Consider the following 13748-nt stretch of genomic DNA (forward strand, 5'->3'; position numbering starts at 1 on the left):
GCCCGACCTTCATCCCCAAAGCGTTGGGGAGGGGTAACGCCCAGAAAATAAATATTGAATTAAAAAAACATAACACCATGAGTACAGATACTACCAGCCAAAAATTACCTAAGGTAAATGCGAAAGCAGAAGATTTCTTACCGATTCTGGGAACTGATTTCGTTGAACTTTATGTAGGAAATGCTAAACAAGCTGCCTATTATTATCAGACGGCATGGGGATTCCAACCTGTGGCTTATGCAGGTCTCGAAACCGGTAAAAAAGACACCACGTCCTATGTGTTGCAGCAAGGAAAAATACGTTTGGTGCTCACCAGTCCAATGAGTCAGTGCGGCGACCTGAACCGACATATCAGTGAGCATGGTGACGGAGTGAAATTTGTCTCGCTCTGGGTAGATGATGCGACCAAGAGTTTTGAGGAAACCGTAAAACGCGGTGCCAAACCTTATGCTGAACCTTACACGATTGAAGATGATAATGGGAAAGCCGTAATTTCCGGAATACATACTTACGGTGAAACCATTCATTTATTTATAGAGCGAAAGGATTATGCCGGACCGTTTTTGCCAGGTTATAAAGCTTGGACTAAGAACTACAAAACTAAAGGGGTCGGCCTAAAATACATCGACCATATGGTTGGAAATGTAGGCTGGAATGAAATGAACAAGTGGGTAGACTTCTATGCCGATGTCATGGGATTTGCACAACTGCTTTCGTTTGATGATAAGGATATTTCTACGGAATATACGGCGCTGATGAGTAAAGTGATGAGCAACGGTAATGGCCGCATCAAATTCCCCATCAACGAACCAGCTGAAGGGAAAAAGAAATCTCAGATTGAAGAATACATCGATTTTTACAATGGCGCAGGAGTTCAACACATTGCGGTAGCAACAGATAATATTATTGAAACAGTGAGCGAATTGCAACGGCGGGGTGTTGAATTTCTAAATATTCCTGAAACCTACTACGATACCGTTCTGGATCGTGTTGGGGAAATCGATGAGGATTTAGCTCCGCTTAAAGAGCTTGGTATCCTTATAGACAGCGATGATGAAGGGTATTTGCTTCAAATTTTTACCAAACCTGTTCTGGACAGACCGACCATGTTTTTTGAAATTATACAAAGAAAAGGAGCACAATCTTTTGGAAAGGGGAACTTCAAAGCGCTTTTTGAAGCCATTGAACGAGAGCAAACCTTAAGAGGAACGCTTTAATAATATTTGTTTCAATTTGAATTAAAAAGAGCTTTAGTTGTACGCTAAAGCTCTTATACTTTGGTAAAACTTTTATTATAAAATCCTCATAAAATAAAGGCATGTTAATTGATAATATTGACATTTGAACAAACGTTATGCATTTATGAAACTTACCCTCAGCCTTTTATTTTGCTTTTTAACCTTTGCAGGGTTTACTCAATCTGCATTTAAAGAAGGAGAGCTGCTCAACTTCAGAATCAAATATGGCTGGTTCAATACCAGCAAGGCAAGCCTTGAAATCAAAAAGGCTAAACTAAATGATGAAGATGTCTTTCATATCATTGGTAATGGGAAAAGTGTAGGTTTATTGGACTTATTCTTCAAGGTGAGAGATCGATATGAAACGTATATCACAACCCAAGAAGGTGAACCACTAAAATTCATAAGAGATATTAATGAGGGGGGGTACAAGAAACACAAAGAATTGTTTTTCAATCACAAGAACAACCGAGTAAAAGTCGTTGACTTCAAGCACAGTACTACAAATTCTTTTGACATAAAACCCAAAACACAAGATATGCTTTCTGCGTTTTATAAACTCAGAAACACCATAGATACAGATGATCTGAAAATCGGTCAAGAATTTTACCTCAATATGTTCTTCGATGATGAGAACTATGATTTTAAAACAAAATTTTTAGGTTACGAAACCCTGGAAACCAAATTTGGGTATGTTGCTTGTCTGAAATTCAGACCTTATGTTATGGCAGACCGTGTTTTCGAAGAAAGTGAAAGCCTTACCTTTTGGGTAACGGCAGATCAGAATAAAATACCTATTAAGATTGAGGCAGAACTGGCCGTTGGCTCTCTTGTAGCTGAGCTAGACGAATTCGAAGGTTTAAAATATCCTTTTAGGACCGTTAGAGATTGATGCAATCTGTAATATTTGGATAATTAGTTTTTTATGATATCTCCTCCCAAAGCACAATCACACTGGTTCGTATTATACACCAAACCAAGGTCCGAAAAAAAACTTGCAGAGCAGCTTCTCGGCGATGGTATTCAGGCTTATTGCCCTACTCGGGTTGAAATCAAGCAGTGGAGTGATCGAAAAAAGAAAGTGGAAACTCCCCTATTACCTTCGATGATATTGGTGAATATCAAAGACGAAGAAAGAGATAGAGTTTTTAATAGAAAACATGCGGTTCGTTATCTGTATTGGCTTGGCAGACCCGCCAGGGTTACTACTGAAGAAGTGGAAAGCCTAAGATCTATGATAGAAGATAGCCAATTTGAGAGTCAAGGCCTGGAAAAACTGAAACCAGGAGAGAAGCTGGATATGACTTCATTAGGTTTTGAACACATCCAGGGCACAGTCCAGTTTGTGAACGATCAGGAATGCTGGATCGTTTTGGAAAATTTGGGCTATGTGGTTAAATTCAAGAGAAATTAAAATTTTAAGTTGAGACCAAATTGGTAAGTCAAGGCCTCCGCATTATAAATATTACTAAAGTGATTGAGGCGATCTACATTCACAAAAAGATTGATTTTCCAGACATCCAGAGCTAACCCAGCTCCGTAGTTTGGCCTATTGAATTGGTCTATCCCTAAACTTACTTTCGCATAAATTGTTTTCCAAAAACTTCTTTCATACATCCCCGTGATGCTGTAGAAAAAATTTCCAGCGCTCACCATGCTAAACCCATGTAAACTCAAGGTTTGATTACCAGCACGCTTTCCGCGTGAGTTGACTCTGCACTCGCACCAACCGCCTTCTCCTCCAAAATTATAGCTCAAGCCTGCATTTAGTTTAGTAGGTTGAACGTAAGTATAAGCATCGGTTGTGGTTTCAGTTGGAAGATCTTGTTCAATGTCATCTCCAAGATTCTGGTAATAGGTTATAAGGTCATCTCCAACTGCGAAATTTGGGAATTGAATGCCAAGTCCGTCGTATTCAAAAAAACCACGAGACACATCTCTTCTTGTGTTTTTATTAAATCTGATAAAACCCAAATCCAGAATACTTCCTGTAAATTCCCATTGGTCATCAAAAAAATAAGATAAACCAAAGTCCAATCCTAAACCGAAATTAGACCCGATAAGGATATTTCCTGTTGACAATTCATCTGCATCTTCAAGTCCAGTACTATCAAACCTTAAATTCAGATTGCTAATGCTTTGCTCAAGCAATAATCCATCGCTTGCTTGTCTGGAGATAAACTGTCCAGTATTTCTTACAGATCTTATATTAACGCTGGAGGTATATAGCTTTGCCCTTGCACCCAGGTGTAAATCTTCATTAACCTGCTCATTGATGCCGAAGTGAAAAACAGTCTGAAGATTCGCTCTAAAGTTGATCTGACCGATATCATAACTTCTGCTTAGCCCAGCATTACCAAAATAAGCCAGCTCCATCAAATCTTTTGGAAAATTCGAAACTCCATCACTTTCTTGATACACTCCAGCTGAGTAATAACGGTCGTTATATCTAAAGCCAAAATTGATGAGATCCAGCTTTTGATTGAACGCCACAAAATCCTTAGGTGAAATCCTATTAATTGCCAAAGCAACATTAGAATTAAAATCATTGTTATTAAAAAAAGTATCTACGTTGAAAATCGTATTTCCGGCTGAAGCATAAATGTTTGAAAGTCCTGGAACTCCTACATGGAAATTTGTTTTTTCGTAAGCTGCTCCAGGATTTAACATCAAAGACTGCGGATTGTGAGTTTGGTTGTAAAGCAAATGCTTATTTTGACCCCACAAGGAGTTAGAAACCACCCATAAAACAATCACTAGTAAATACCTCATTCTCCTGTAAATAAATAACCGCCTTCCACAATACATTCCAACTGCATAGTACCAGAATTAGTGGCTTGAGATGGTTGATTTATAAAAAACTCGGCTCTTACACTAGAGGTGATAATTTCTATTTCTTGAGGGTTGAGATCTACAAAGAACTCTTTAAGAGTTGGATTCCCTATTGATCCTGCTGGAATTGGCTCTGTCACTCTAAAAGTTTCTACATCATTAACATCAAAAAAAACAAAATCTAAAGTTTGTCTTTGATTAATACTGTTTTCTGCCAAAACTGTAAACTTTAGACTTTCTAGATAATCAGCATTGAACTGTGAGTTCAGAAAATCAACATCAATAAAATCATGAATAGTGTTCGGAACCGGAATAGAATCATTTCCGATGTTGATTGATTCCGCTGAATACTGAGTTTGAAAGACATTGGTTTCAAAAGAAGGTTTAGCTTCAAAATCATCTGTATCTAAAGGTCTATCATCCGTACAGCTTAAATAAAATAAACAAATTATAATAAAATACTTCATAGTAGTTAAACAAATCAAATTAAGTCTACCCTAGGTGGCAATTGATAAACGACGGCGAATAAACAAAAATTGCAGCAATATAGATATATAATAATTGTTTTTTTACTAATCGCTTTAACAATAGTTTGATTAATTTACGAAATATATCCTATTGCAGTTCAATACATTAAACACTTTTTTGGGCGTGCCCCTCTCCAAAGTTTTGGGGAGGGGCGAGCTATTCGCTTCAAGCCAGTTCAGAAAAGCCAAAAAAATATAGGCTTAGCAAGAGCTTCTTTTGGTCGCTTTGCCAGACCTTATTTTTTAAAACTTTACTTCCTGGGCTTTCCGCTTCTATCCCTCACGCTTAACTTATTCGCATAATGCTGAACTCTAGCTTCACATAGCCTGACTCAAAAAGACAAATTAATTGATATCTCTCATCCTCATTTAAGGTGTAGAGGAAGTTAGCTTTTTTAGTATTCCACTCCCTAAAATCAAATGTTAGCTGATCGATATCATTAAAATTTAATCGTCTCTTATGATAAAAATGAACATTAAAAAAGACCTTTGCATTTTATACGTTTTATGTCGTAATTTTTAAAAATTCAATAATAATGAACAAAGGTATTTACATAGCTACTAGCGAACCCAACAGTGGAAAATCTATTGTTGCTTTAGGTTTGATGAGGATGTTGCTCGCTAAAACTGCCAAAGTTGGCTATTTCAGGCCCATTATAGATGACAATACAGAAGGGAAAAAAGACAATCACATCAATACCATTTTGTCACATTTCAATTTAGAAATTCAGCACGACGAAGCTTATGCCCTTACGCGGTCAGAATTTATAAACAAACGAAATGCAAATAAAGACGGTGAAATACTGGACATTATTATTGAAAAGTATAAAGCCTTAGAAGATCGAAATGATTTTATGCTCGTAGAGGGCACTGACTTTTCTGGGGAAGGCACTGCGATTGAATTGGATGCCAACATATTAATCGCTCAAAACTTAGGCTTACCTACCATAATTGTTTCCAGCGGTATTGGTAAAAGTTTAGATGAATTTATCAATGGATTAAATTTAGCTTACGATTCCTTTGATGAAAAAGGAGTAAAAGTTTCTGCCGTCATTGCCAATAAAGTTCAAAAAGAAAATATAGATAGAATCATTAATGGCGTTGAGAAAAAACTACCCAAGAATGTTGTTGTCAATGCCATTCCATTAATTCCGAATTTAAAAAATCCAACACTTAGAGAAATTGTAAAATCTGTGGATGCCAAAGTTTTGTTTGGCGAAGAATATTTAAATAATCAAAGCAGCAGTTTTACCGTTGGTGCCATGCAATTGAGGAATTACTTGACTCATCTGGAAGAAGATTGCCTAGTTATTACACCTGGCGATCGGGCAGATATTATTTTGGGAGCGCTTCAAGCCAATATTTCCAGTAAATACCCAAAGATTTCAGGAATCGTTCTTTCTGGGGGATTGATTCCCGAAGAGCCTATCATTAGGCTCATTGAGGGTCTACAGTCCATCATCCCAATTCTTTCAGTTGAGGAAAACACCTTTGAAGTTGCCAATAAAATTGGAGACATGAGATCTCATATGTATGCCGACAATGAAGCAAAGATCCTTTTATCCTTAAATACTTTTGATGAATACTGCGATGTAGATAGACTTTCAGATAAACTCGTCACCTTCAAACACAAGGGAATGACCCCAAGAATGTTTCAGTATAATTTACTGAAACGCGCTAAAACGCAGCGTAAACATATCGTACTTCCTGAAGGTAGCGATGATAGAATAATTACAGCTGCTTCACGATTGGCCATGATGGATTTTGTAGACTTGACCCTTTTGGGGCATAAAGATAAGATCGAAGAAGCGGCTGCAAGATTGAGTATTAAACTGGATTTTGATGTGATCAATATCATCAATCCTTTAGACTCAGACCATATTCAGGATTTTGCCGGAACTCTTTATGAGGAGCGAAAGCATAAAGGGATGACCATAGACATTGCTGAAGATTTGATACGAGATGTCTCCTATTTTGGAACTATGATGGTTTATAAAGGTCTGGCTGACGGCATGGTTTCCGGAGCAGCACATACTACACAACACACCATAAAACCTGCTCTACAGTTCATAAAGATGAAACCTGATGTCTCTGTGGTATCCTCAGTATTTTTTATGTGTTTGGAAAACAGAGTCTCTGTATTTGGTGATTGTGCCATCAATCCCAATCCTAATGCCGAGCAATTAGCAGAAATCGCCATTTCATCCGCAGAGTCGAGTAAAGCTTTTGGTATAGAACCAAGAATTGCTATGCTATCTTACTCCTCTGGTGCTTCTGGAAAAGGAGCTGATGTGGACAAAGTGCGAACAGCCACAGAAATTGTAAAACAAAAACGACCTGACTTAAATATTGAAGGTCCAATTCAGTATGATGCAGCGGTAGATCTAGCCATTGGACAAAGCAAACTACCTGATTCTAAAGTCGCCGGGCAAGCCACCGTGTTGATTTTTCCAGATTTGAATACGGGAAACAATACTTATAAGGCCGTACAACGGGAGACTGGAGCAATCGCTATTGGCCCTATGTTGCAAGGACTGAATAAACCCGTCAACGATTTGAGTCGAGGATGTACGATTGATGATATTTTTAATACTGTTATCATCACTGCTATACAAGCACAAGGTCTTTAATTATGTAATGAGCATAAACTTTTAGTTTTATCATTTTTAGATAACTACAAAATTTTAAACAGATGAAAATTTTAGTCATCAATTCCGGAAGTTCTTCCATAAAATATCAATTGATAGAGATGCCAAGCGAGGCAGTTATTGCTAAAGGTTTGATTGAACGCATTGGCTCAAAAGAGGCCAAAATCTCCTATCAAAAAAGTGATTTTAAAACGCATAAAGTTTTGGAAATACGAGACCATCAAACGGGTTTGATGCAAATTAATCAGCTTTTAATGGATGATGAAATCGGAGTGATTACCAATAAAGACGATATTGAAGTTGTTGGGCACAGAGTAGTACACGGTGGAAAATCCTTTTCTGAAACTGCAGTAGTGACCCCTCAAGTGAAAGAAGCTATTAAAAACTTATCGGCCTTGGCACCGCTTCATAATCCACATAATTTAAAAGGTATTGAAGTTGCCGAGAAGGTCTTTACCAAAGCCCAACAAGTCGCTGTTTTTGATACAGCCTTCTTTCAGTCCTTGCCTCAAAAAGCCTATCAATATGCCATTCCTAAACATTTAATGGAGGAACAAGACATAAGAGCTTATGGATTTCACGGAACCAGCCATAAATATGTATCTGAAAAAGCCAAAACCCATTTGAAAAGCCAAAACCAATCTGCTTCCAAATTGATTACGATTCATTTAGGTAACGGTTGCAGCATGACAGCTTTAAAAGACGGACTCGCTATAGACCATTCCTTAGGTTTTGGACCAGCCAACGGCCTTATTATGGGGACTCGCGCCGGTGACATTGACCAGTCGGTTATTTTTTACCTCATCAATCAATTAGGCTATTCTCCAGATGAAGTCAATGAACTATTGCTTAAAGAAAGTGGGATGTTGGGCTTAACCGGTCATAATGATATGCGGGATATTCAGAAAAAAGCGGAAGAAGGTGACAAAAATTGCCAAATAGCTTTAGACATGAACGCCTACCGCATCAAAAAGTATATCGGTGCTTATGCTGCTGCACTCAACGGTCTCGACGCTATAGTGTTTACAGCTGGAATCGGCGAAAATAGCGCCTTGCTTCGTGATATAGTTTGTAAGGACATGGACGTTTTAGGCCTTGAATTAGATACCGATAAAAACGCAAAGCGTACTAACCATGTCAATGAGGTTAGTTCCGCCCATTCAAAAGCCAAAATTCTAGTCATTCCCACCAACGAAGAATTGGAGATTGCAAAACAGGCTTTTGAAATTGCTTCCAGGTAGAAAAGTTTACTGACTGTCTTTTAAAGTAGGTCACTAGAAAAACTTATTTCACGATCTGACCTCGCGATACATGGTAGAGACGAAACCAAATTAATGTAATGATATTTCTATGCAATTTGGTTTTAGGATCTAAGCCTTTAGAACCTTATTTAATAAGTTTTTTGCAGATTATGTGATTCATCAACGAGTAGTAGACAATAATCATAAACTATATTCAATACCCAGATTAAATACCAAGGACTTAAAACCTCCGTTTCTTTTTACAAGTCCATTATAAGCTCTAAAGTTTAAAGATATATTTTGTGAAATATCGTATCCTGCACCAATCCCAACACCAAAATCAAAATTTCCATTCCCTTTATTCACAAAACTATTGTCATTTCCGTCCAGAAGAACTTGTGAAGAAGTGACATTCCTATCGATGATAAAACCAAATTGAGGCCCGCTTTCGAGATAAAACTTTTCAGACAAATACAGCTTGACTATTAAGGGAATTGAGATTGTTAACTCGTATAACTCGTATTGAAAGTTAAAAGTGCTTGTGCCCGGCAATCGATTACCGTTTATATCGGTAATCGCATTGTCTCTTGAAGTGATTTTGCTACCCTGAAGGGCAAATAAAAGTTCAGGTTGGAATCTCCATTGTTCTTCTATTTTGAAATCATAAAATCCACCGGCATAAAATCCTAGAAGATATTGAAACTCCGTTGAGTTTTCCTCAGGAATAAATTTACCGTAGGTCGTACCAGCCTTAATTCCAAAATTCGACTGATCACCTTGAGCGTAACTTAGTATTGATACTAAAATTAAACTTATAACTAGTATTTTTTTCATTTGGGAATATAAATTTAAATTTCTAAGGGTTTTGTAAATCTGTACTTGTTACATCGACTAGAGGTCATTTTTAACTTTGGAGTATTAATTATTTCGGGTGAATCCATCCTTCTATAAATTCACCTAAAGCAAAGTCTAAAAAGACTAGGGTTAAAATAGTTATAGAAATGATGGCGAAAGTGTTTAAAAGTGATTTGTATTTGGTTGTCATGATTAATTATTATTATCGTTTTATTCTTTTACCTTCTGGAATGTTGATGATCCCAGAGCCATCAACGAAGTATTTTCCCTCGATGATTTTTAACTTTAAAGTCAATTTGAATTCTGGCCAATCTATCCCTTTAACGACTACATATTCAGAATTCTGACTTTCAATTTCAAAACTATTGGGATAATCTTGAGCATCCAAAATAGGATCAAAACCTAATCCCAATTCTGGATCATTGCTTTCAGCTTCTGAAACTATCCTTTCTAATTCTGACCTGAAACTATTAGTGACGTCTTTTCGATTTTGAATCCATTCTAGTTGACTTACTTTTGTGGCTAAGTCATTACAATAAGCCACGTAATCATTAATAAACTCAACAGTAACCTCGTCATCTGTCTCTGTGGCTTGAGAGCTCATAGTATTAAAATTGCAGAATATGAATACAAGAATAAGCGCTATCAAAGGTTTTGTTTGACTCATAGAAGTTATTCAATTTACTGGATTTTATTACGCGAATTATTTCATCAATTCTATTTGAAACTTTGTCGCTTCAAAGGCCATTTGTAGACCTCTTAGGTTGACATCTGATTTATTCTTTTCAAATATGTCTGTCAAGAGTTCAGTTTGTTTTGTTGCCTTATCATTTTCATTTTGAAACATATGGTATTTCAATAGAATCAGATTAGCCAAAATTTTATCAGACAGACTTAAATCACTTTGATTTAAAGCTTCATTCAATAAATTTTCTATCTCAAAATCGTTTTCTAATAATTCATCGAATAAGTAAGCGTTCGCTAAGTCAATCTTATTCATTCCTGAATAATCATTCTGATCCGACATATCTTTTCTGTAAGTCATTTTATTCCCATTTAAAAAATACCATCTTGTATAGGAATCATTTTCTGTTTTAATCCCCTTTTCAAATTCTTTTTTCTTGACACTCCAGTTTGTAAAAGCTATTAAAAGTTCTGTCCCATCATCATTCTTATGAGTTTTGAATCGTATTAAGTAATTTCTTTTTCCAGGTTTTTCAATTTCGATATCTAATTTGTTTTCGGCTGAAACATATGTTTAGAGAGCTTCCAGAATTGAGGAAACATCTTCCAGACTTGCTTCTGGATAAAGATTTTCTCTTAAAAACAGGTCGATATATAAATAATGAGTCAAATAAAAATCTTCGACCTTAAGATAATTCACCTCATTTAAGTTGTTCGTCTTAATGTTGATGTTTCCTGATTGAGCAAATCCAAAATTTGTTAATATTGCTAAAAGTAGGATAGTAAATAGTGTTTTTTGCATCGTTTGATTGATAATGTGATTAGCTTTATTGTAAATGTATTTTTTTATTTAAAATTTAAAATCATCAATTCAGGTGCTATTTTTCTTGAATTGAAAGATTTTCATAGCTAATTGCTAACTCGCTATACATCCCTAAAAATACACATTTATCCATCAGCCTCTCAAAAAACCCCTCTTTTATAAAATCTTTCAACTTGCAAGTCAACTTTATACCTTCAGTTAAAGCTAAAAAACAGACTGGATCTTAAAAGCTAACTCAACCCATCAAGAAATGTATCGTAAAACATCATTTACACGGAGGCAAAATCAACATAACATTGGCTTGGCGTCTGGGCATAAAAAAAGGTGATTTGTTGCCAAACCACCTTTCTCTTACTTTATAAAAAATCGAATCTTAATCTAAATCGAATCTGTCCAGGTTCATCACTTTGTTCCAGGCTTTAGCGAAGTCTTTGACAAATTTCTTGTCGGAGTCTGCACTTCCGTATACTTCAGCTAGAGCTCTCAACTCAGAGTTGGAACCAAAAATGAGATCGGCGCGAGTGCCTGTCCATTTTCTTTCGCCGGTTTTGCGGTCTCTGCCTTCAAACAAATTTTGTTCCTCGTTGATGGAATCCCAAGTTGTGTTTAAATCCAATAAATTGACGAAAAAATCGTTGGTTAAGACTTCCGGTCTGTCGGTAAAAATTCCGTGATTGGAGCCATCATAATTGGTGTTGAGCGCTCGCATACCACCTACCAATACCGTCATTTCTGGTGCGGTGAGGGTCAATAAATTAGCTTTATCGATCAATAATTCTTCATCAGTCACCTTCTTATACCCTTTGGTATAGTTTCTAAATCCATCGGCTCTAGGCTCCAAAGCCTCAAAAGATTCGACTTCCGTTTGTTCTTCGAGCGCATCGGTTCTTCCTGGGTAAAAAGGAATGTGCACCTCATGCCCTGCTTTTTCGGCCGCTTTTTCTACCGCTGCATTACCTCCAAGCACAATCAAGTCTGCCAGAGATACTTTTTTATTGTCTTTCTGAGCTGAATTAAAATCAGATTGCATGCGTTCCAAAACACCAAGTACTTTTAGCAATTGATCTGGATTGTTGGCTTGCCAATTGCGTTGTGGGTTTAGCCTGATGTGCGCACCATTAGCGCCACCACGTTTATCGGAATGTCTAAATGTGGACGCAGATGCCCAGGCTACAGATGCTAATTCTGAAATAGAAACATCGGACTCCAAAATTTTAGATTTTAAATGCTGAATGTCTTGATCATTGATTAATTCGTGATCTACCGCTGGCACTGGATCTTGCCAATTAAATTGTTTTTTGGGAACATCTGGTCCCAAATAACGTTCGATAGGTCCCATATCACGGTGCGTCAATTTATACCAGGCTTTGGAATAGGCTTCTGCAAATTCTTCTGGATTCTCATAAAAGTGTCGGGACACTTTTTCGTAAGCTGGATCTTCCTTCAGCGCCACATCCGTAGTCAACATAAATGGTGCGTGTTTTTTGTCTGGGTTGTGTGCGTCAGGAATAGTTCCTGCGCCACCATCATTTTTTGGTTTCCACTGGTGGGCACCAGCAGGACTTTTGGTCAATTCCCACTCGTATTCAAAAAGATTTTTGAAGTAGCTGTGACTCCATTGGGTTGGAGTGTCGGTCCACGCGCCTTCCAATCCACTAGTGATGGTATGTTCGCCTTTACCAGATTTGTAGTTGTTCTTCCAACCCATGCTTTGCATTTCGATAGGCGCACCGGCTGGTTCTGCTTCTACATATTCCAAATCGTTGGCAGCACCATGGGTTTTACCAAAGGTATGTCCACCTGCAATCAAGGCTACAGTTTCATAATCGTTCATCGCCATACGACCAAAAGTGACACGAATGTCGTGTGCGGCACCAAGTGGGTCTGGTTTTCCATTTGGTCCTTCTGGATTCACATAAATCAATCCCATATGCGAAGCGGCCAGTGGATTTTCCAATTCTCCTTCAGAATAACGGGCTTGGTTATCCAGCCATTCTTTCTCAGCACCCCAATACACATCTTCTTCTGGCTGCCAGATGTCTTCACGACCTCCACCAAAGCCTTGCATTTTGAGACCCATAGATTCATGAGCGACATTTCCTGTAAGCACAATCAAATCTGCCCAGGATAATTTCTTACCGTATTTCTTTTTGATTGGCCATAACAGCAATCTGGCTTTATCGAGATTGGCATTATCTGGCCAGGAGTTTAACGGAGCAAAACGTTGTGAACCAGAGCCTGCTCCACCTCTACCGTCTTGTATCCTGTAGGTCCCGGCAGCGTGCCAAGCCATACGTATAAAAAACGGGCCATAATGTCCGTAATCTGCTGGCCACCAATCTTGACTTGTAGTCATCAATTCGTGTAAATCTTTTTTGACAGCTTCAAGGTCAAGTTTTTTAAATTCTTCCTGATAATCAAAATCTTCATCCATTGGATTGGCCATGGCTGAATTTTGTCTTAAAATATTTAGATTGAGTGAATTTGGCCACCAGTCTTTGTTAGCATAGCCACTACCAGCTGCTGCTTTCATGTCTCCATTAAGAAATGGACAACTTGCAGAAGAGGAATTTACATCCCAAACCTGTGCTTTATTATCATTATTATTTTTCATGTCTTCCATTGTAAGCGTGTTTTAATTAGATTATAAAGAAAAGCAATTAAATCGGCTGATTGTGATAAGTTTTATCTATTAATCTAATTTATACATAAGTAAAATTGATTTTTTGAATCTAGCCCATTAAACTAAATAATTATTAAACGTTTCTAAAATATTTTAAGATTTTTTTATAAATACAAAACGCTTTCCCATAAATGAAAAAGCGTTTTATAATTAAATAAGTCACTTTATTAGTTCTGATTTAACATATCTAGTTCACTTAACAGGTGCAGCAATTGCT

At 37.3% G+C, this 13748-nt stretch carries 12 protein-coding genes; 5 read left to right on the forward strand and 7 right to left on the reverse strand.

Going from position 1 to position 13748, the window contains the following annotated elements; translation table 11 throughout:
* Positions 1-77: 77 nt before the first annotated feature.
* The 3 genes from hppD (at position 78) to LB452_RS03405 (ending at position 2652) form a co-directional block, all read left to right on the forward strand.
* Positions 78-1217: a 4-hydroxyphenylpyruvate dioxygenase gene (gene hppD, locus LB452_RS03395; protein ID WP_224460315.1), complete on the forward strand. Its 1140-nt coding sequence runs from the start codon at positions 78-80 to the stop codon at positions 1215-1217.
* A 145-nt stretch (positions 1218-1362) separates the two neighbouring features.
* The gene (locus tag LB452_RS03400) at positions 1363-2130 is read left to right on the forward strand and encodes a DUF3108 domain-containing protein (protein WP_224460316.1); all 768 of its coding nucleotides are present in this window, start codon (positions 1363-1365) and stop codon (positions 2128-2130) included.
* Positions 2131-2163: 33 nt separating this feature from the next.
* On the forward strand, positions 2164-2652 hold the full coding sequence (locus LB452_RS03405; protein WP_224460317.1) for a UpxY family transcription antiterminator: 489 nt from the start codon (positions 2164-2166) through the stop codon (positions 2650-2652).
* Here LB452_RS03405 and LB452_RS03410 read toward each other — a convergent pair.
* Together LB452_RS03410 and LB452_RS03415 are read right to left on the reverse strand one after the other, a co-directional pair.
* Positions 2649-4010 carry a DUF5723 family protein gene (locus tag LB452_RS03410; RefSeq protein WP_224460318.1) on the reverse strand — a complete coding sequence of 454 codons (1362 nt, stop codon included), beginning with the start codon at positions 4008-4010 and terminating at the stop codon, positions 2649-2651. The two genes, LB452_RS03405 and LB452_RS03410, sit on opposite strands and share 4 nt — an antisense overlap.
* A complete protein-coding gene (locus LB452_RS03415; protein WP_224460319.1) occupies positions 4007-4537 on the reverse strand; it encodes a hypothetical protein in 531 nt (176 codons plus the stop codon). Before LB452_RS03415 ends, LB452_RS03410 begins: the two co-directional genes overlap by 4 nt.
* A 596-nt stretch (positions 4538-5133) precedes the next feature.
* On the opposite strand from LB452_RS03415, the gene pta reads away from it, so the two are divergent.
* Positions 5134-7227 (forward strand): phosphate acetyltransferase, encoded by a 2094-nt coding sequence (gene pta / locus LB452_RS03420; protein ID WP_224460320.1) that lies wholly within the window; start codon positions 5134-5136, stop codon positions 7225-7227.
* 62 nt (positions 7228-7289) lie between these two features.
* The gene (locus LB452_RS03425) at positions 7290-8486 is read left to right on the forward strand and encodes an acetate/propionate family kinase (protein WP_224460321.1); all 1197 of its coding nucleotides are present in this window, start codon (positions 7290-7292) and stop codon (positions 8484-8486) included.
* Between the two features lie 201 nt (positions 8487-8687).
* Here LB452_RS03425 and LB452_RS03430 read toward each other — a convergent pair whose 3' ends face one another.
* From LB452_RS03430 to katG, 5 genes are all read right to left on the reverse strand, one after another.
* Complete coding sequence (locus tag LB452_RS03430) at positions 8688-9320, reverse strand: porin family protein (protein WP_224460322.1); 633 nt, start codon at positions 9318-9320, stop codon at positions 8688-8690.
* Between the two features lie 223 nt (positions 9321-9543).
* Entirely contained in the window at positions 9544-10008 is a 465-nt protein-coding gene (locus LB452_RS03435; protein WP_224460323.1) for a hypothetical protein, read from the reverse strand.
* 36 nt (positions 10009-10044) lie between these two features.
* Entirely contained in the window at positions 10045-10386 is a 342-nt protein-coding gene (locus tag LB452_RS03440) for a hypothetical protein (protein ID WP_224460324.1), read from the reverse strand.
* A 213-nt stretch (positions 10387-10599) separates the two neighbouring features.
* Positions 10600-10827, reverse strand: a complete 228-nt coding sequence (locus tag LB452_RS03445; protein WP_224460325.1) for a hypothetical protein — start codon at positions 10825-10827, stop codon at positions 10600-10602.
* A 394-nt stretch (positions 10828-11221) separates the two neighbouring features.
* Entirely contained in the window at positions 11222-13471 is a 2250-nt protein-coding gene (katG, locus tag LB452_RS03450) for a catalase/peroxidase HPI (RefSeq protein ID WP_322965931.1), read from the reverse strand.
* Between the last annotated feature and the right edge of the window lie 277 nt (positions 13472-13748).

Origin of the sequence: Psychroflexus longus (assembly GCF_020164595.1) — a bacterium.
Taxonomy (GTDB): domain Bacteria; phylum Bacteroidota; class Bacteroidia; order Flavobacteriales; family Flavobacteriaceae; genus Psychroflexus; species Psychroflexus longus.

Excerpts from the sequence above, each read along its gene's own strand:
- LB452_RS03410 (WP_224460318.1), bottom strand. The coding sequence starts at position 4,010 with ATGAGGTATTTACTAGTGATTGTTTTATGGGTGGTTTCTAACTCCTTG.
- katG (WP_322965931.1), bottom strand. The coding sequence starts at position 13,471 with ATGGAAGACATGAAAAATAATAATGATAATAAAGCACAGGTTTGGGAT.
- LB452_RS03440 (WP_224460324.1), bottom strand. The coding sequence starts at position 10,386 with ATGACTTACAGAAAAGATATGTCGGATCAGAATGATTATTCAGGAATG.
- LB452_RS03435 (WP_224460323.1), bottom strand. The coding sequence starts at position 10,008 with ATGAGTCAAACAAAACCTTTGATAGCGCTTATTCTTGTATTCATATTC.
- pta (WP_224460320.1), top strand. The coding sequence starts at position 5,134 with ATGAACAAAGGTATTTACATAGCTACTAGCGAACCCAACAGTGGAAAA.
- LB452_RS03425 (WP_224460321.1), top strand. The coding sequence starts at position 7,290 with ATGAAAATTTTAGTCATCAATTCCGGAAGTTCTTCCATAAAATATCAA.
- LB452_RS03405 (WP_224460317.1), top strand. The coding sequence starts at position 2,164 with ATGATATCTCCTCCCAAAGCACAATCACACTGGTTCGTATTATACACC.
- hppD (WP_224460315.1), top strand. The coding sequence starts at position 78 with ATGAGTACAGATACTACCAGCCAAAAATTACCTAAGGTAAATGCGAAA.
- LB452_RS03445 (WP_224460325.1), bottom strand. The coding sequence starts at position 10,827 with ATGCAAAAAACACTATTTACTATCCTACTTTTAGCAATATTAACAAAT.
- LB452_RS03415 (WP_224460319.1), bottom strand. The coding sequence starts at position 4,537 with ATGAAGTATTTTATTATAATTTGTTTATTTTATTTAAGCTGTACGGAT.
- LB452_RS03430 (WP_224460322.1), bottom strand. The coding sequence starts at position 9,320 with ATGAAAAAAATACTAGTTATAAGTTTAATTTTAGTATCAATACTAAGT.
- LB452_RS03400 (WP_224460316.1), top strand. The coding sequence starts at position 1,363 with ATGAAACTTACCCTCAGCCTTTTATTTTGCTTTTTAACCTTTGCAGGG.